16 protein-coding genes are annotated in these 16,987 nt (G+C 72.0%); 11 read left to right on the plus strand and 5 right to left on the minus strand.

Annotation, left to right across the window (positions count from 1 at the left end; translation table 11 throughout):
- The first annotated feature begins 25 nt into the window (after positions 1-25).
- From AC3IYI_RS17875 to AC3IYI_RS17915, 9 genes are all read left to right on the plus strand, one after another.
- Positions 26-553, plus strand: a complete 528-nt coding sequence (locus AC3IYI_RS17875; protein WP_489411124.1) for a hypothetical protein — start codon at positions 26-28, stop codon at positions 551-553.
- The gene (locus tag AC3IYI_RS17880) at positions 550-1,797 is read left to right on the plus strand and encodes a peptidoglycan-binding protein (protein ID WP_489411125.1); all 1,248 of its coding nucleotides are present in this window, start codon (positions 550-552) and stop codon (positions 1,795-1,797) included. The genes AC3IYI_RS17875 and AC3IYI_RS17880 overlap by 4 nt, the downstream gene beginning before the upstream one ends.
- Positions 1,794-2,504 (plus strand): ABC transporter ATP-binding protein, encoded by a 711-nt coding sequence (locus tag AC3IYI_RS17885; RefSeq protein ID WP_489411126.1) that lies wholly within the window; start codon positions 1,794-1,796, stop codon positions 2,502-2,504. Before AC3IYI_RS17880 ends, AC3IYI_RS17885 begins: the two co-directional genes overlap by 4 nt.
- Positions 2,504-3,772 (plus strand): ABC transporter permease, encoded by a 1,269-nt coding sequence (locus tag AC3IYI_RS17890; RefSeq protein WP_489411127.1) that lies wholly within the window; start codon positions 2,504-2,506, stop codon positions 3,770-3,772. The genes AC3IYI_RS17885 and AC3IYI_RS17890 overlap by 1 nt, the downstream gene beginning before the upstream one ends.
- A gap of 648 nt (positions 3,773-4,420) precedes the next feature.
- Positions 4,421-5,098: a DNA alkylation repair protein gene (locus AC3IYI_RS17895; RefSeq protein ID WP_489411570.1), complete on the plus strand. Its 678-nt coding sequence runs from the start codon at positions 4,421-4,423 to the stop codon at positions 5,096-5,098.
- A 55-nt stretch (positions 5,099-5,153) separates the two neighbouring features.
- Positions 5,154-5,699, plus strand: a complete 546-nt coding sequence (locus AC3IYI_RS17900; RefSeq protein ID WP_489411128.1) for a GNAT family N-acetyltransferase — start codon at positions 5,154-5,156, stop codon at positions 5,697-5,699.
- Positions 5,700-6,329: 630 nt separating this feature from the next.
- Positions 6,330-7,526, plus strand: coding sequence for a cytochrome P450 family protein (locus AC3IYI_RS17905; protein ID WP_489411129.1), 1,197 nt, complete (start codon positions 6,330-6,332; stop codon positions 7,524-7,526).
- 59 nt (positions 7,527-7,585) lie between these two features.
- Positions 7,586-8,407 (plus strand): crotonase/enoyl-CoA hydratase family protein, encoded by an 822-nt coding sequence (locus AC3IYI_RS17910; protein WP_489411130.1) that lies wholly within the window; start codon positions 7,586-7,588, stop codon positions 8,405-8,407.
- Positions 8,408-8,511: 104 nt separating this feature from the next.
- Positions 8,512-8,952: an NUDIX hydrolase gene (locus AC3IYI_RS17915; protein ID WP_489411131.1), complete on the plus strand. Its 441-nt coding sequence runs from the start codon at positions 8,512-8,514 to the stop codon at positions 8,950-8,952.
- Between the two features lie 2 nt (positions 8,953-8,954).
- Here AC3IYI_RS17915 and AC3IYI_RS17920 read toward each other — a convergent pair whose 3' ends face one another.
- A complete protein-coding gene (locus AC3IYI_RS17920; protein WP_489411132.1) occupies positions 8,955-9,377 on the minus strand; it encodes a DUF6086 family protein in 423 nt (140 codons plus the stop codon).
- Entirely contained in the window at positions 9,374-9,982 is a 609-nt protein-coding gene (locus AC3IYI_RS17925; RefSeq protein WP_489411133.1) for a trypsin-like serine peptidase, read from the minus strand. The genes AC3IYI_RS17920 and AC3IYI_RS17925 overlap by 4 nt, the downstream gene beginning before the upstream one ends.
- Before the next feature lie 458 nt (positions 9,983-10,440).
- Here AC3IYI_RS17925 and AC3IYI_RS17930 point away from each other — a divergent pair, with 458 nt between their 5' ends.
- Complete coding sequence (locus AC3IYI_RS17930; RefSeq protein WP_489411134.1) at positions 10,441-11,526, plus strand: alpha/beta fold hydrolase; 1,086 nt, start codon at positions 10,441-10,443, stop codon at positions 11,524-11,526.
- A gap of 23 nt (positions 11,527-11,549) precedes the next feature.
- Here the strand turns inward: AC3IYI_RS17930 and AC3IYI_RS17935 are convergent, their stop codons facing one another.
- The 3 genes from AC3IYI_RS17935 to AC3IYI_RS17945 all read right to left on the minus strand — a co-directional run bounded on the left by AC3IYI_RS17935 (position 11,550) and on the right by AC3IYI_RS17945 (position 13,599).
- Complete coding sequence (locus AC3IYI_RS17935; RefSeq protein ID WP_389692050.1) at positions 11,550-11,966, minus strand: PIN domain nuclease; 417 nt, start codon at positions 11,964-11,966, stop codon at positions 11,550-11,552.
- On the minus strand, positions 11,963-12,214 hold the full coding sequence (locus AC3IYI_RS17940; protein ID WP_489411135.1) for a type II toxin-antitoxin system VapB family antitoxin: 252 nt from the start codon (positions 12,212-12,214) through the stop codon (positions 11,963-11,965). The genes AC3IYI_RS17935 and AC3IYI_RS17940 overlap by 4 nt, the downstream gene beginning before the upstream one ends.
- Positions 12,215-12,378: 164 nt before the next feature.
- The gene (locus AC3IYI_RS17945) at positions 12,379-13,599 is read right to left on the minus strand and encodes an amidohydrolase family protein (RefSeq protein WP_489411136.1); all 1,221 of its coding nucleotides are present in this window, start codon (positions 13,597-13,599) and stop codon (positions 12,379-12,381) included.
- Between the two features lie 219 nt (positions 13,600-13,818).
- Here AC3IYI_RS17945 and afsR point away from each other — a divergent pair, with 219 nt between their 5' ends.
- Complete coding sequence (afsR, locus tag AC3IYI_RS17950) at positions 13,819-16,986, plus strand: SARP-family global regulator AfsR (RefSeq protein ID WP_489411137.1); 3,168 nt, start codon at positions 13,819-13,821, stop codon at positions 16,984-16,986.
- The last annotated feature ends 1 nt before the right edge of the window (position 16,987 follow it).

Consider the following 16,987-nt stretch of genomic DNA (forward strand, 5'->3'; position numbering starts at 1 on the left):
CCGCTGTTCGCGCAGTCTCGGGCCCATGAAGCGATCCACGACCATGACCACGGCCGCGCTCCTCACCGGCCTCACCCTCTTCGTCACCGCGTGCACGGGCGGCGCCGGCGGCTCGGACGGAAAGAAGGACGAGAAGAAGGACTCCTCGAACTCGAGCGGCACGGGCGGCGCGGGCGGCAGCGGTGGCGGTGGCGGCGCGGACGCCGACAACGCCCTCAAGATGCGCAAGTGCCTGCGCGAGAACGGTGTCGACATGCCGGACCCGAAGCCCGGCGAGGACCCGCGCGGCATGACGCTCGGCGCGGGCATGGACCAGGAGGTCCTGAAGAAGGCCATGGACAAGTGCGGGATGAAGGGCCCCGGCTCCGGCGGCGAGATCCCGCAGGCGGAGAAGGACAAGGCCCTGAAGCAGGCCAAGTGCATGCGGGACAACGGCTTCGACATGCCGGACCCGGAGTTCAACGGCAACGCGCGGACCGGGTTCTCCATACCCGAGGGCGCCGACAAGGACGCCTTCATGGCCCAGCTGAACAAGTGCAGCGCCGACCAGTGAGGAAGCGCGGGAGGTGGCTCCTGGGCTCGCTGGCCGTCGTACTCGCCGTCACGGGCGGCGGGTACGCGGTCGTCGCCCAGGCCGGGACGGACGGCGGCAGCGGCGGCAGTGGTGGCGACGGTAGCGGCGACGGCTCGAAGCAGGGCCGTGCGGGCGGGCTGCCGGGGGCCACGTCGCCGGTCACGCGCGGCGACCTGACCTCCGGGTTCAAGGTCGACGGGACGCTCGGCTTCGCGAAGGAACGCAAGCTCAACGCGGTGGGCGCGGACTCGGCGGGCGGGGCGGGCGGGACGGGCGGGACCGGCGGGACCGGCGGAGCCTCCGGCTCGGGCGGGGCGGGGTCCGGGTCGGGCCCCGGCTCCGCGACCCTGACCTGGGTGGCGCCCGCCGGATCCTCCGTCGAGCGCGACGGCAAGCTCTACGAGGTCAACGGCAAGCCGGTGCGCCTGATGTACGGCGCCACGCCCATGTACCGGTCCCTGAAGTCCGGGGACAAGGGCGAGGACGTCAAACAGCTCAAGCAGAACCTCCAGGCCCTCGGCTTCGGCACCGGCCTGGACACCTCGGACGGCACCTTCACCGCCGGGACGGCCACCGCCGTCGAGCGCTGGCAGAAGTCCCACAAGGTGAAGGAGACGGGCGAGGTCGGCAAGGACGACATCGCCTTCGCCTCCGGACCCCAGCGGATCCAGAAGAACGACATGGCCGTCGGCGACGAGGCCGCCGCCGGCAAGCCCGTCATGACCCTGACCGGCACCGAGCGGATGGTCCGCGTGCAGCTGGACGTGGCCAAGGCGGGCAAGGTCAAGACCGGCGACCCGGTGACCGTGAGCCTGCCCGGCGGGGGCACCGCCAAGGGCAAGATCAGCTCGGTCGGCGCCACCGCCAACGGCGACGACCCGTCCTCGGGCGGCGGGGGCGGAGGTGGCGGCGGAGGTGGCGGCGGTGGCGACAAGAAGCCGAAGGTCGACGTCGACATCGCCCTCGACAACCCCGCCGAGGCCACGGGCCCCGACCGGTCCCCGGTCTCGGTGAGCCTGACGGGCGAGGTCCGCAAGGCGGTGCTCTCCGTACCGGTCAACTCGCTCCTCGCCCTCGCCGAGGGCGGCTTCGGAGTCCAGGTCGTCGAGGACGGCACGGTCCGCGAGGTCAAGGTCGAGCTCGGCATGTTCGGCCAGGGCCGGGTGGAGGTGAAGGGGGACGCCCTCAAGGAGGGCATGCTCGTAGGAGTCCCCTCGTCATGAACAAGCACGCCCACGCGGTCGTCGAACTGACCGGAGTCACCAAGGAGTACCCCGGCGGGGTCGCGGCCCTGCGCGGAGTCGACCTCACCGTCCTGAACGGCGAACTCCTCGCCATCGTAGGACCGTCGGGATCGGGAAAGTCCACGCTCCTGCACATCGTGGGGACGCTGGACCGGCCGACCGCCGGCCGCGTCGCCATCGCCGGGTACGACATCGCGAGCCTTTCCGACCGCTCCCTCTCCGCCCTGCGCTCCCGCCACGTCGGCTTCGTCTTCCAGTCCTTCCACCTCGTCCCCGGCATCAGCGCCCGGGCCAACGTCGCCGAAGGGCTGCTGTACTCCGGCCTGTCCCGCGCCGAACGCGGACGGCGGGCGGAACGCGCCCTGGAGCGCGTCGGCCTCGGCGACCGAATGGACCACCGGCCGCACGAACTGTCCGGCGGACAGAAGCAGCGCGTGGCGATCGCCCGCGCGGTGGCGGGCGAACCGGACCTGCTGCTCGCCGACGAGCCGACGGGCGCCCTGGACACGGCGTCCGGCGAGTCGGTGATGGCACTGCTGCACGAGCTCAACCAGGACGGGGCCACCATCGCCGTGATCACCCACGACAACGAGATCGCGGCGAGCCTGCCCCGGCAGGTCCGCATCCGCGACGGCGAGATCGTGGCGGACCTGTGGAACGCGGACGCGCTGGGGGTGGGCGCGTAATGGGTTCCGGTTCCCGTACGAAGTCCCGCGCGGCCGAGGCGGCCGAGAAGGAGGCGCGCGCCGCCGGCAGGAGGGCGCGCAAGCTGTCACCTCCCCGGCTGGGCCCCCGCGACGTGTTCCACGTGGGATCGGCGGGGCTGCGCTCGCGGCCCATGCGCGTGTTCCTGTCCGCGCTCGGGATCGCGATCGGCATCGCGACGATGATCGCGGTCGTCGGCATCTCCTCGTCGAGCCAGGCCAAGCTGCTCCAGGAACTCGACAAGCTCGGCACGAACATGATGGTCGCCACACCCGCCCCGTCGATGTTCTCCGGACAGGACACCAAGCTGCCGAAGGACGCCCCCGGCATGATCGCCCGGATCGACGGGGTCGAATCGGTCGGCACGACGGGCGACGTGATGGAGTCCGTCCGCCGCAGCGAGAACATTCCGAAGGAGGAGACGAACGGCATCGCCCTCAAGGCTGCGAAGGACGAGCTCCTGAAGACGCTGCGGGCCCGGATGCACAGCGGGAGCTGGCTCAACGACGCGACGGGCCGCTACCCGTCCGTGGTCCTCGGGCACGTCACCGCCGAGCGCCTGGGCATCACGGGGCCGGGCGGGCAGGTCTTCATCGGCGGCCAGTACTTCACCGTCATCGGCATCCTCGACCCGATCCCGCTCGCGCCGGAGATCGAACGCGCGGCGCTGATCGGCTGGGACGCCGCCCAGAGCATCCTGGGCTTCGACGGCCATCCCACGTCCGTCTACGAGCGCTCCGCCGACGACCGCGTCCAGCAGGTCCGGGACCTGATCGCCAAGACGGCCAACCCGCAGAGCCCGAGCACGGTCTCGGTCACGGACCCGTCGGCGGCCCTCCAGGCGAAGGCCGCCACCGAGGGCGCCTTCAGCACCCTCCTCCTCGGCCTGGGCGGCATCGCCCTGCTCGTGGGCGGGGTCGGGGTGGCCAACACCATGATCATCTCGGTCCTGGAACGCCGCCACGAGATCGGCCTGCGCCGCTCCCTGGGCGCCACCAAGGGCCAGATCCGCATCCAGTTCGTCACGGAGTCCCTGCTCCTGTCGGGCCTGGGCGGCCTGGCAGGCATCGCACTGGGCGGCGCGGCCACGGCGGTGTACGCCCGAGCCGGCGACCTCCCCTGGGTGATCCCCCTCTGGGCCGTCACAGGCGGCTTCGCAGCAACCCTGGCCATCGGCACGGTGGCCGGCCTCTACCCGGCGGTCCGCGCGGCGAAGCTGTCGCCGACGCTGGCGTTGCAGGCGGGGTAGGGGGTTGGGGGTTGGGGATTGGGGATTGGGGATGGGCTTGGGCTGCGGGCCGGTCCTTGGCTGCGTGGGGTTTCGGGGGGCGTCCCGGCAGTCCAGTGTCCTTTCGGTGCGGGCCGGTCCCTCAAGGGCGCTCCCTGCGGTCGCGTCGCTTCGCGATGGCCTTCGGCCACCCTTGACCGACCGACCCACCCCGAAACGCCACAAGACTTCCGGGATCCCCCCGGGGAACGGCCGGGGGGAGGAGAGGGGAGGAGCGGCCTCGTCTGAGATGCGCAGCCCCCTCCGGCCGAGGGTCATCAGGACACGGCCCCGGCAGGACCGTGACCTCGGTCGGTACGGACGCGCGGGGCGATCAGAGCATCCAGGGCCGGGCGCCTGAACACCCTTCCCGAGACCGTCGACCGCCACCACGAGCGAGAGGAGGACATCCAGCCCCTCAGGGTCGGGGGGCGCGACAGATCGCTACACACTCCCACTCGGCTTAGCGACTACCGACCGGCCGTGGCTGATCTAGAGGGGTGGCTGCGATGGAGAGGGGGTGCGGCGGAGAGGGGGCTGCGGGTGCCTCCCTCGTAGGGTGAATCTCGGCGTGAGGGAGAGGAGGCTGCGGTGGGTGAGACGGAAACGACCGAGGTGATGGCGGAGGAGATGGCGGAGGTACTGGCCGAGGTGATGGCTGAGCTGGCCGCGTTGGAGGACCCTAAGGCGCGTGCGGTGAACGAGAAGCACGGTGACGATCACGGTGTGAACCTCGGCAAGCTGCGCGCGGTCGCGAAGCGGTTGAAGACGCAGCAGGAGCTGGCTTGTCGGCTCTGGGAGACGGGTGACACGGCCGCGAGGCTGTTGGCGATCCTGATCTGCCGCCCTAAGGCCTTCGGGCGGGACGAGCTGGACGCCATGCTGCGCGAGGCGCGCAGGCCCAAGGTGCACGACTGGCTGGTGAACTACGTGGTGAAGAAGAGCCCGCACGCGGAAGAGCTGCGTCTCCTGTGGTTCGCCGATCCTGATCCCGTGGTCGCGAGTGCCGGGTGGGCGCTGACCACCGAGCGGGTGGCGAAGAAGCCCGCTGAGCTGGATCTCGCGGGACTCCTCGACGTCATCGAGGCGGAGATGAAGGACGCCCCTGACCGCCTGCAGTGGGCGATGAACCACTGCCTGGCCCAGATCGGCATCGAGCACGCCGAGTACCGCGCCCGCGCACTCGCCATCGGCGAGCGCCTGGAGGTCCTGAAGGACTACCCGACACCCCCCGGCTGCACCTCTCCGTACGCGCCCACCTGGATCACCGAGCTGGTACGCCGGAAGAACGACGCGAAGGTGGCGTGATCGGCGGTCCGTAAAGCGGTGGACAGCCCTCGCCCGCTGGGTGAGCATCTCCGCGATGAGCAATGAACTTCTCCCCAAACGCGTCCGCTTCGTCAAGCTCAACGCAAAGGCCCTACGGGCTCTTGCCGACGGTGACCTCGCAGGCGGCAGCGCCGAGGCCGGGATCGCCCTCGACGAATACTTCGTATCCGACCGTGCCCGCTGGATCTTCGGCTACCGCGCCGACCAGCTCACCAAGGACCCGTCCGCCGCGCCCTGGACCACTCGGGCCGCAGTGTCAGAGCCGGACGGAACGGTCATCGGCGACGCCGGCTTCCACGGCCCGCCGGACGAAGCAGGCGTGGTCGAGATCGGCTACAGCGTCGTCTCCACCTACCGCCGCCAGGGCTACGCCCGCGCCATGCTGACCGCCCTGCTGGCCAGGGCCGCCGAAGAGCCCGATGTCAGGACCGTCCGGGCCACGATCCGATCCGACAACACCGCCTCCCTGGCCACCCTCGCGGGCTTCGGCTTCACCCGCGTCGCCGAGCGGGGAAACGAGACCGACGGAATCGACCTCGTCTTCGAACTCCCGGCAAACCCATCACAGCCACTCCTCTAGATCAGCCCCCATCGCAGCCACCCCTCTAGATCAGCCACGGCCGGTCGGTAGTCGCTAAGCCGAGTGGGAGTGTGTAGCGATTCTGTCGCGCCCCCCGACCCTGAGGGGCTGGATGTCCTCCTCTCGCTCATGTCGGCGGTCGACGGTCTCGGGAAGGGTGTTCAGGCGCCCGGCCCTGGATGCTCTGATCGCCCCGCGCGTCCGTACCGACCGAGGTCACGGTCCTGCCGGGGCCGTGTCCTGATGACCCTCGGCCGGAGGGGGCTGCGCATCTCAGACGAGGCCGCTCCTCCCCTCTCCTCCCCCCGGCCGTTCCCCGGGGGGATCCCGGAAGTCTTGTGGCGTTTCGGGGTGGGTCGGTCGGTCAAGGGTGGCCGAAGGCCATCGCGAAGCGACGCGACCGCAGGGAGCGCCCTTGAGGGACCGGCCCGCACCGAAAGGACACTGGACTGCCGGGACGCCCCCCGAAACCCCACGCAGCCAAGGACCGGCCCGCAGCCCAAGCCCATCCCCCGCCCCCCAACCCCTGACCTCCCCCAACTCCCCTCGAACCCCAGTACGTTCCGCACCCTCCTCTCATCCATGTCCGTTGAAGCGGTGACCTTGTTGGTTGCCGATTCCGGAGTTTCTGTGTCCGCTCCTGCCCTGCCCGCCCCGCCCCCCGACCTGCTGGCCGCGCGGGTTCGGGACCCGTACCCCTACTTCGCCTGGCTGCGCCGGCATGCACCCCTCCGTGCGGAGCGCCGGGACGGGCGGCCCGCCGTGTGGCAGGTCTCCCGCTACGAGGACGTCTTGGCCCTGCTCACCGACGAGCGGCTGAGCAAGGACCCGGGGCGAGTGCCCGGCTATGTTGCGGGGCCGGTCGGGTTGAACCGGCACCTGGTCCATGCCGATCCGCCGGATCACACCCGGCTGCGGACCCTGGTGAACACGGCCTTCGTGCCCCGCCGCATCGCCCAGCTGGAACCTTTCATCACGGACACCGCGCACCTGCTGCTGGACCGGGTCGAGGGCCACGCGCACGTGGACGTGATCGGGGACTTCGCCGCGCCCCTGACGTTCCGGATGATCTGCGCGATCCTCGGGGTCCCCGAGGAACTGGACAACGCAAAGACCCGGGACACCCTGATGGCCACGATCGCGCCCGCTCCGGGCGTGGATCCGGCCCGGGTGGACGAAGCCCTGCACGCGCTGCTCGATCAGCTCGTCGCCACGAAACGTACGGAGGGCGAGCAGAGCGGAGTGGACCTGCTGGGCGCCCTCGTGCGGGCCAGCGACGAAAGCGGCGCGATGAGCGAGGAGGAGCTGCGGTCCACCGCGTACCTCCTGCTGCTGGTCGGACACGACACCACCATGAACCTCATCGGAAACGGCACGCTCGCCCTGCTCCGCAACCCCGCCGAGGCGGCCCGGCTCATCTCGCCGGGGCTCGTCACCACGGCCGTCGAAGAGCTCCTGCGCTACGACTCCCCGGTGCGCGACGCGACCTTCCGCTGCGCAGCAGAACCGATCGCCCTCCACGGGCAGGTGATCGCCGAGGGGGACATCGTCAGCCTCCTGATCGGCTCGGCGAACCGGGACGGCCTCCGCTTCCCCGAGCCGGACCGGCTCGATCTGGGGCGGACGCCCAATGACCACCTCGCCTTCGGCTACGGGCCGCACTTCTGCATCGGTGCCGCACTGGCCCGCCTCGAGGGTGCCGTCGCGTTCCCCCTGCTCCTCCAGCGCCTGGGCAGCGTCGCGCTGGCCAAGCCCACCGACGAACTCCCCTGGCGGCCGGCCCGGGTCATGCGCGGCCTGGCCGCACTCCCCGTCGTACGGAACTGACCACACGCCCCACCACCACCCCACCACCCACCCACCCACCCACCCAGGAGCACATCCGCATGCCCCACATGCCCCACGCACCCGGCACACCCGGCACACCCGACCCCGTCGTACTGGCCGAACCCGCCCCGGGCGTCCTGCTCATCACCCTCAACAGGCCCCACGTCCGCAACGCCGTCGACCGGCCCCTCGCCGAGGCCCTGGACGCGGCCCTGACCCGGCTGGAGGACGATGCGTCGCTTGCCGTCGGCATCCTCGCCGGTGCGGGGGGCCACTTCTGCTCGGGCATGGACCTCAAGGCCTTCCCCACCGAAGGCGTCCCCGTCGTCGCCGGGCGGGGCCTGGCGGGGCTGACGCGGGCCCGGCTGCGCAAGCCGCTCATCGCCGCCGTCGAGGGTGCGGCCGTCGCCGGGGGCTTCGAACTGGCCCTCGCCTGCGACCTGATCACCGCGGCCGACACCGCGTTCTTCGCCCTGCCCGAGGTGGCCCGCGGGCTCATCGCCGCCGAAGGCGGAGCCATCCGCCTGCCCGGCCGGCTCCCGTACCACGTGGCCATGGAGATGCTCCTGACGGCGGCTCCCCTGTCCGCCACCGACGCCGCCCGCTACGGGCTGGTCAACCGCCTCACCCCCGAAGGCCGGGCCCTGGAAGCGGCCCTCGCCCTGAGCGCCCGCATCCAGGCCCACTCCCCCCACGCCGTCCACATCACGAAGCAGATCGTCCAGAACACCCGCGGCCTGGACGACCACGCCGCCTACTCCGTCCAAGACCCGCTCAGCACACCCGTGTTCGCCACAACCGCCGCCACGGAAGGCGCCCAGGCCTTCACCCAGAAACGTTCCCCCACCTGGGACGGGCCTCCGGCGTCCCGCCACCTCTGATCCCCCGGGCCCAGCCCACCGCCCCGGTCCCCGCCGCCCTCGCCCGGCCCTCGCCCCCGACAAACCCCTCCCGCCCCGCGCACCCCCCGTCGTACGCTGGTCTGATGCGAACTCCACGGCAGGCCGCAAGAATCGTCGTCCTCAACCCCGCCGGATCCGTGTTCCTGTTCCGCGAGAACAACGTGGAAGTCGGCATCCACTGGCTGCCGCCCGGCGGTGGCATCGATCCCGGGGAGACGCCCGAGGAGTGCGTGCGGCGGGAGTTGCGGGAGGAGACGGGCTGGACGGACCTGGAGCCGGAGCGGCTGCTCTGCACCTGGGAGCACGACTTCACCCACCAGGGCATCCCCGTACGCCAGCACGAGCACATCTACGTGACCACCGGCCCGCACCGCGATCCGGTACCGGAGTACCCCGAGGCCCACTGGCGGTGGCTGTCCCCGCGGAACCTCGCCACCCTCGGTGAACCCCTGTGGCCGCCGCGCCTCGCCGAGTTGCTCGGCGAAGTCCCCGCCGAGCCCGTGCACTTGGGGCTCCTCGCCTGATCTCAGCGCGGCATCCGCCGGGACAGCTCCCGGGCGGCCGTGCGCAGCGCGGACTCCGCCGAGGACTCGTAGGAGCCCGGGAGCGGCACCTGGACGTCCCGGGCCCCCTCCAGCGAACCGGCGGGCCGCGGCCAGTTCAGCTGCGCCCTCGCCCGTTCCGCCAGCACCAGCACGGTGGCCACGAAGCCCTCGGAGAGGGCGCGGATCACGGCGTGGCCGGTGAGTCCGTAGCGGACGACGAGGGCTTCGGCGAAGGAGCCGAGGGCGGCCGGGTCGATCTGGCACTCGTCGTTCTCCATCGGGCCGATGCCCGACGGGACGCCGAGTCCCGCCTCGAAGAGGGCCACTTGGGCGTGGAAGAGACGGGCGGCGCCGTTCGATGGGTTCCAGAGCGTTTCGTCGCCGAGGTCGTAATACTGGCTCACCGGCCGGTCCCCGCGCCCGTGACCCCAGCCGTCGCCCCAGCCGTCGCCCCGCCCGTCGCCCCACCCGTGGCCCCGGCCGTCGCCCGGGCGTACAGCTGCGCCGCATAGTCGGACAGGATCGTGCTCGTCGAGACGTCGTCCGTGTCCCCGCCGGTCAGAACGCCGATGATCTTTCCGTCGGCGGCGATCCACGAGCTGCCGCTCGTGCCGCCGGGGAAGTCCGCGCAGTCGAAGCGCTGTTCCGTCGCGCTCAGCCGCACCGCGCGGGACAGGCAGGTGCGCGGGACCTTGCGGTCCGACGGGTAGCCCGTCACCGTGACCTGCTCGTCCGTGCGTCCCGTGGTGTCCAGGACGGCGGCGCCGGTGACGTCCTCGATGTTGCGGCCCGAGGCGTCGGGGGCGAGGCGGGCGAAGGCGAGGTCGTAGTCGTCGTTCGTCCCCTCGGACCAGCGCGGGTCCTCGAAGACCTCCGCGAGCTTCCAGGTGCCGTACGGGGCCCGCCCGTCCGCGTACGCGGGTGCGAAGGAGGCGGCGCCTTCGCCGACCCGGCCGGCGCGCAGGCAGTGGCCGGCGGTGACGATCAGGTTCCGCCCGGGACTGTGCACGACGGTCGCGGTACAGAAGTGATCGCCGGTCACATCGCCCTCGAACAGCGCCCCGGCGAAGGCCGCGGGCCCGCCCGGCGCGGGGGGTGACGCGGTCGGTCCGGGGGTCGGCCCATCGGACGGCCGGACCTGTCTCGGTGATTGCGACTGCGACGGGCGGGCCGTGGAGGACGTATCCGGAGGTGCCGCGTTCAGGCGTGCGGAGGCCTTGCCGTCATCGGCCGGGACCACCTTCGTCATGGCAGCGGACGCACCAAGCGCCGCCACCGCACACAACACCGCGGTCACCACGGCCCGCTTGTCCATCACAGACAACCCTCCCCAATTTGCTCCGGCGAAGCATGCCTTGCCCGCGGCGACCCCCGCAAGGGGGACCCCCTGCCCCAGCTGTTGACACCGCCCCGGCCACCCTCCACACTCTTCTGTATCCGCTGGAAACAGTTTATGGAGGACGCAAAATGATCGCCACCCTTGCCGCCGCCACCGCCGTCACCGCCGCCATCACCCTCGCCACCCCCGCGGCCACCCTCCTCACCCACCGCGCCCTGCGCCGCGCACAGGCCGCCAGGACCCTGCGGATCGAGTCCCCGCAGGGCATCGACGAGCAGGGCTTCGTCCGCATCGGCGGCATCGACCAGTGGATCTCGGTCCGAGGCGAGGACCGGGCCAACCCGGTCCTCGTCGAGATCCACGGCGGCCCCGGCGCCGCCAACTCCATCTACACGGCCCGCACCCGCAGTTGGGAGCGGCACTTCACGATCGTCCGCTGGGACATGCGCGGCGCCGGCAAGACCTTCGGCCACGGCGGCCCCCAGGGCCAGGGCGAGGCCACCTTCGAGCGGCTCTACGAGGACGCCCTGGAGGTCACCCGGCACGCCCGTAACCTGCTGGGCGCCGAGCGGGTGGTGCTCCTGGCCAACTCCTACGGCAGCGCCTTCGGGCTGCGGCTGGCCCGCAACCACCCCGAGCTCTACTCCGCGTACGTGGGCACCGACCAGAACATCCACACCGGCGGCCGCGACACCTCCGCCCACGACGCCCTACTGGAGCGGCTGCGCACCGCCGGGAAGACGAAGTGGCTCGCGCAGGCCGAGGCGATCGGGGCGGACCCGCACGCGTGGACCCCGCAGCAGCAGGCGGCGTACGCCAAGCTCACTGCGCAGAGCGACCCGCTGACGCTGACCACGCTCAAGAAGGTGGTCCTGGGTTCGATGTGGCTGTCGCCGCTGCACTCGCTGCGCGATCTGCGGGACTTCTTCCGCGGGCAGTCCTTCTCGGAGCGGATCACGGAGGGGACGGCGGGGCTCGACGACCGGGCCGACGGCACGCGCTTCGAGATCCCGTTCTTCGTCTTCCAGGGCGAGCACGACGTACTCACTCCGACGGCGGCCGCCAAGGCCTTCTTCGACGAGGTCGAGGCGCCGGTGAAGCGGTTCGCCCTCATCGAGGGCTGCAGCCACTTCGCCTCGTTCAGCCGCCCGGACCGCTTCCTGGAGCTTCTCCTGGCACACGTCCGCCCGGCGATCACCGTCGCACGCCCCTGAGACGCCTGAAGGGGCCGTCGCCCTCAGTCGGCCGTTCCCCGCGGGACGACCCACCGCATCGGCTGGCCGGTGACCTCGGCGATCATGTCGTAGTCGCCGTCGTAGTGGAGGACGGTGGCTCCGTGCAGCTCGGCCGTCGCCGCGATGATCAGGTCGGGGACGGACACCGCCTTCCAGGTCCCCGCCTCGATGAGCAGCGCCTGAACCTCGACGGCGCGGCTCCACGCTTCGTCGTATGTGGCGAGCCAGTCGAACCCGCGCAGCTCCTCGCTGATCTCCTGGGCTTCGGCTCGCCCCCGGGCACTGTGCAGCACTTCCAGCTCGATGGCGCCGCACAGGGCGAGCAAGCCCGCGTTGTGCAGAGGGTCCAGCACGCTGCGTACAGCCGGCTTGGGGTAGCGCGCGAGTGCGGACTTGTCGATGAGGAACCTCGTACTCATGCCGCCCTGTCCTGCACAGCCGGGACAGCAGGCTCCGCCTGCGTCGCAGACGCCTCCGGCTGGTCGACAGGACCGGTCAGGTCAGGCAGCCGGCCCTCGGCAAGACGGGTGAAGAACGCCTCCCGCTTGCGCCGGTTGACCACGTCCTGAAGGGCCGCGTTCACCGTCGCCACCTTTGTCTTCGTACCGAAGAGCTCGGCGGCCTCCGCCAGCAGGGCGTCGTCGACGTCAATCACGGTTCTGGCCATCGCGAACCTCCTCAGCGAAGGGTCGATCGACCCCTGTCCACTTAAACGATATCAAGATCGACGTCAAGAGATATCGTTTCTGCAGGCACGGCTCACGGCTCGCAGTGGACAGCCCCGCCCGGAGCGACTCCGGTCGGGGCTGCCCGCCGATGGCGGCCGACCCGCTACGCCCCCGCCCAGAGCCCTTCCGGGGTCAGGCCCAGGAGGTCGATCGCGTTGCCGCGGACGATGCGGTCCACCACGTCCGGGGCCAGGTGGCCCATCTGGGACTCGCCGACCTCGCGGGACTTGGGCCAGGTGGAGTCGGAGTGGGGGTAGTCCGTCTCGTAGAGGACGTTGGCGACGCCGATGGAGTCGAGGTTCTTCAGGCCGAAGGCGTCGTCGAAGAAGCAGCCGAAGACGTGCTCCGCGAAGAGCTCCGACGGCGGGCGCAGCACCTTGTCGGCGACCCCGCCCCAGCCGCGGTTCTCCTCCCAGACCACGTTCGCGCGCTCGAGGATGTACGGGATCCAGCCGATCTGGCCCTCCGCGTACATGATCTTGAGGTTCGGGAAGCGCTCGAACTTGCCGCTCATCAGCCAGTCCACCATCGAGAAGCAGCAGTTGGCGAAGGTGATGGTCGAGCCGACGGCCGGCGGGGCGTCCGCCGAGGTGGACGGCATGCGCGAGGAGGAGCCGATGTGCATGGCGATGACCGTGCCGGTCTCGTTGCACGCCTCCAGGAAGGGGTCCCACTCGTCCGTGTGGACGGAGGGGAGCCCGAGGTGGGGCGGGATCTCCGAGAAGGCGACCGCGCGGACCCCGCGGGCCGCGTTGCGGCGGACCTCGGCGGCGGCCAGGCGGGCGTCCCAGAGCGGGATGAGAGTGAGCGGGATGAGGCGGCCGGCGGCGTCGGGGCCGCACCACTCCTCCACCATCCAGTCGTTGTACGCGCGCACGCCGAGCAGGCCGAGCTCGCGGTCCTTGGCCTCGGTGAAGGTCTGGCCGCAGAAGCGCGGGAAGGTGGGGAAACAGAGGGCGGACTGGACGTGGTTGACGTCCATGTCGGCGAGCCGGTCGGGAACCGAGAAGGACCCCGGGCGCATCTGCTCGTACGTGATGACTTCGAGCTTGATCTCGTCGCGGTCGTAGCCGACGGCCGTGTCGAGGCGGGTGAGGGGTCGGTGCAGGTCCTCGTACACCCACCAGTCGCCTATCGGTCCGTCGTCGCCCTTGGCCCCCATCACGGGGGCGAACTTGCCTCCGAGGAAGGTCATTTCCTTCAGGGGGGCGCGGACGACGCGGGGGCCGACGTCGTGGTACTTGGACGGGAGCCGGTCCCGCCAGACGTTGGGGGGCTCAACCGTGTGGTCGTCCACCGAGATGATCTTCGGGAAGGTCTCCATGTCCTCACGGTAGCGTCAATCTGACGAACCGTCAGCTAGTTGGGCAGGGCGGGATCCCGGATCCGTAAGGACCGGGGCCCCGATCCGCACGGACCAGGTCCCGGATCCGGAAGGACTGGGTCCCGGATCCGTAAGGACTGGGTCCGTTACGGACTGACGTGTACGCGCAACACAGGGCAGACTGGCCCTTACACCTATGGAAGGCAGGGGGGAGACCAGATGGACGGCACACCGGCCATCCCGCACCAGCGGAACCACCCCGAGTCCGGTGACACCGCCATTGCCGCAGCCGCCGGACCCGGAGTCGAAGCAGCGCCCGCCGCGGAGCCCGGGACCGAAGCCGCCACCGGGACCCAGTCCCCCTCCACCGCCGGAGGCAACCGGTTCGCCGTGCTCGGGCCCATCCGGGCCTGGCGCGGCGGCGAGGCGCTGAGCTCCGGGACCCCGCAGCAGCGGGCGCTGCTCGCCGTGCTCCTGCTCCGCGACGGCCGCACCGCGACCGCGCCCGAGCTCATCGACGCCATCTGGGGCGAGGACCCGCCGCAGCAGGCCCTCGCGACCATCCGTACGTACGCCTCCCGCCTGCGCAAGATCCTCGAACCCGGGCTCCTCGTCAGCGAGTCCGGCGGCTACGCGATCCGCCTGCCCCACCCCGAGGCCCTCGACCTGGGCATCGCCCGGGCCCTCGCCGCCGACGCCGAGGCCGCACGCGCCGGGACGGCGAAGACCGCCGGCGACAGGGGCGGCACCGGCGCCCGCGCCCGCGCCGATGCCGGGAAGGGGACCCCCGGCGCCCCCGGCACTTCCAGCGCCCCCGCCGGCAAGGGCGACCGCGCGCTCGCCCGTACGCTGCTGGCCCGCGCCCTGGACGTCTGGGACGGCGAACCGCTGGCCGGCGTACCCGGACCGCACGCCGAAACCGAGCGCACCCGGCTCGCCGAGTGGCGCCTCCAGCTGCTGGAGACCCGCCTCGACCTCGACCTGGAGCTCGGCCACCACGCCGAGGCCGTCTCCGAGCTCACCGCGCTCACCGCCGCCCACCCGCTGCGGGAGCGGCTGCGCGAACTATTGATGCTCGCGCTCTACCGCAGCGGCCGCCAGGCCGAGGCCCTCGCCGTGTACGCCGACACCCGCCGGCTCCTCGCCGACGAACTCGGCGTCGACCCGCGCCCCGAACTCGCCGGGCTCCAGCAGCGCATCCTGCGGGCCGACTCCGAACTGGCCCGCGCCGAAGACCAGGCACCGGCCGCCGCGCCCGTCCACGTGAGGCCCGCCCAATTGCCCGCCACCGTCTCCGACTTCACCGGCCGGTCCAGCTTCGTCCGGGACCTCGGCCGGATCCTCGCGGGCGCCGAGGGCCAGGTGATGGCGGTCTCCGCCCTCGCCGGCATCGGCGGCGTCGGCAAGACCACCCTCGCCGTACACGTCGCGCACGCCGCCCGCCCGCACTTCCCCGACGGACAGCTCTACGTCGACCTCCAGGGCACCGAGGCCCGCCCCGCCGAGCCCGAGGCCGTCCTCGGCTCCTTCCTGCGCGCCCTCGGGACCCCCGACACCTCCATCCCCGACTCCCCCGCCGAACGGGCCGCGCTCTACCGCTCCACCCTCGACGGCCGCCGCGTCCTGGTCCTCCTCGACAACGCCCGCGACGCGGCCCAGGTCCGCCCGCTGCTGCCGGGCACCGAGGGCTGCGCCGCCCTCGTCACCAGCCGGGTCCGGATGGCCGGCCTGGCCGGCGCGCACCTCGTCGACCTCGACGTGATGAGCCCCGACGAGGCGCTCCAGCTCTTCACCCGGATCGTGGGGGCCGAGCGGGTCGGCGCCGAGCGGCAGGCCGCCCTCGACGTGGTCGGCGCCTGCGGGTTCCTGCCGCTGGCCATCCGCATCGCCGCCTCCCGGCTCGCCGCCCGCCGCACCTGGACCGTCTCCGTGCTCGCCGCGAAGCTCGCCGACGAGCGCCGCCGCCTGGACGAGCTCCAGGCCGGCGACCTCGCCGTGAAGGCCACCTTCGAGCTGGGCTACGGGCAGTTGGAGCCCGCGCAGCAGCGGGCGTTCCGCCTGCTGGGGCTGCCCGACGGGCCGGACATCTCCCTCGCGGCCGCAGCGGCCGTACTCGACCTGCCGGAGCACGACACCGAGGACCTGCTCGAAGCCTTAGTCGACTGCTCCCTCCTCGAATCGGCCGCGCCCGGCCGCTACCGCTTCCACGACCTCGTACGCCTCTACGCGCGGGCCTGCGCCGAGCGCGACGAGCAGCCGCCCGGTGCGCGCGACGCCGCCCTGGACCGGGTGCTGGACTTCTACCTGGCCACCGCCGCCGGGGTGTACGGCCTGGAGCGGCCCGGCGACCGGCTCGTGGCCCACCTGTCGGCCACCCGCCACCCCGGTCTGGTCTTCACCGAGCCGCATTCCGCCCAGGACTGGCTGTACGCCGAAGCCGACCCGCTGCTCGCGTGCGTCCGGCAGGCATCCGTGCGCACGAGCGGGCGCCAGGACCTGCTGCGCCGGGCCGTGGACCTGCTGTGGGCGGCCAAGGACCTCGCCGAGTCCGGCGCCAACTCCAAGCAGTACGAGTCGGCCGCGACCGCGCTGCGCGACGCGGCGGAGGCCGCGCGGGACCCGTACGCCGAGGGGCGCGCCCGCACCACGCTCACCAACGCCCACCTGGTCGCGGGCCGCTTCGCCGAGGCCGATGCCGAGGCCAGCCGCGCCATGGTGCTCGCCCGCGCTGCGGGCGACCTGCTGCCCAGCTGCTGGGCGCCCAACGACCGGGGCATCATCGCGATCTACGAGGGCCGCTACGACGACGGCGAGCGGTACCTCCTGGAGGCCATCGACAACTTCCGGGCCGACGCCAACCACGTCGGCGAGGCCAGCGCCCTGTGCAACCTGTCCCGCATCCACGTGGAGCAGGGCCGGCTCGCCAGCGCCATCGAGCTCGCCCAGCAGGGCATCGCCATCTACGACCGGATGGGGCTCACCCTGCGCCTGGCCAACGGCCGTTACGCGCTGGGCATCGCCCTCACGCAGGCGGAGCGGCTCTCCGAGGCGCACTCCCAGCTCAACGACGCGCTGGCACTGTTCCACGAGAACCGGCAGCCCCTGTGGGAGGGCGTGACGCACTTCCGGCTCGCCAAGGTCCACCTGGCGGCGCGCCGGCCCACGCTGGCCGCCTCGCACGCGGAACAGGCCATCGCCCTGCGGGGGATCGGCGGCGAATGGAACCGCGCCAGGGTCCTGACCGTACTGGGCAGGGCGCTGCGGCAGCTGGGGCAACGGGACCGGGCGCGGGTGTGCTGGCGGGACGCCGAAGTGGTGTTCACGCAGCTCAAGTCGCCCGAACTGGCCGAGGTACAGGCCTTGCTGGCGGCGGAGATCGCCGCCTGAG

The sequence above is a fragment of the Streptomyces sp. GL_148 genome (genome assembly GCF_057834205.1).

Excerpts from the sequence above, each read along its gene's own strand:
- AC3IYI_RS17940 (WP_489411135.1), bottom strand. The coding sequence starts at position 12,214 with ATGGCCAGAACCGTGATTGACGTCGACGACGCCCTGCTGGCGGAGGCC.
- AC3IYI_RS17895 (WP_489411570.1), top strand. The coding sequence starts at position 4,421 with ATGGCGGAGGTACTGGCCGAGGTGATGGCTGAGCTGGCCGCGTTGGAG.
- AC3IYI_RS17930 (WP_489411134.1), top strand. The coding sequence starts at position 10,441 with ATGATCGCCACCCTTGCCGCCGCCACCGCCGTCACCGCCGCCATCACC.
- AC3IYI_RS17890 (WP_489411127.1), top strand. The coding sequence starts at position 2,504 with ATGGGTTCCGGTTCCCGTACGAAGTCCCGCGCGGCCGAGGCGGCCGAG.
- AC3IYI_RS17875 (WP_489411124.1), top strand. The coding sequence starts at position 26 with ATGAAGCGATCCACGACCATGACCACGGCCGCGCTCCTCACCGGCCTC.
- AC3IYI_RS17935 (WP_389692050.1), bottom strand. The coding sequence starts at position 11,966 with ATGAGTACGAGGTTCCTCATCGACAAGTCCGCACTCGCGCGCTACCCC.
- AC3IYI_RS17915 (WP_489411131.1), top strand. The coding sequence starts at position 8,512 with ATGCGAACTCCACGGCAGGCCGCAAGAATCGTCGTCCTCAACCCCGCC.
- AC3IYI_RS17945 (WP_489411136.1), bottom strand. The coding sequence starts at position 13,599 with ATGGAGACCTTCCCGAAGATCATCTCGGTGGACGACCACACGGTTGAG.
- afsR (WP_489411137.1), top strand. The coding sequence starts at position 13,819 with ATGGACGGCACACCGGCCATCCCGCACCAGCGGAACCACCCCGAGTCC.
- AC3IYI_RS17910 (WP_489411130.1), top strand. The coding sequence starts at position 7,586 with ATGCCCCACATGCCCCACGCACCCGGCACACCCGGCACACCCGACCCC.
- AC3IYI_RS17885 (WP_489411126.1), top strand. The coding sequence starts at position 1,794 with ATGAACAAGCACGCCCACGCGGTCGTCGAACTGACCGGAGTCACCAAG.
- AC3IYI_RS17900 (WP_489411128.1), top strand. The coding sequence starts at position 5,154 with ATGAGCAATGAACTTCTCCCCAAACGCGTCCGCTTCGTCAAGCTCAAC.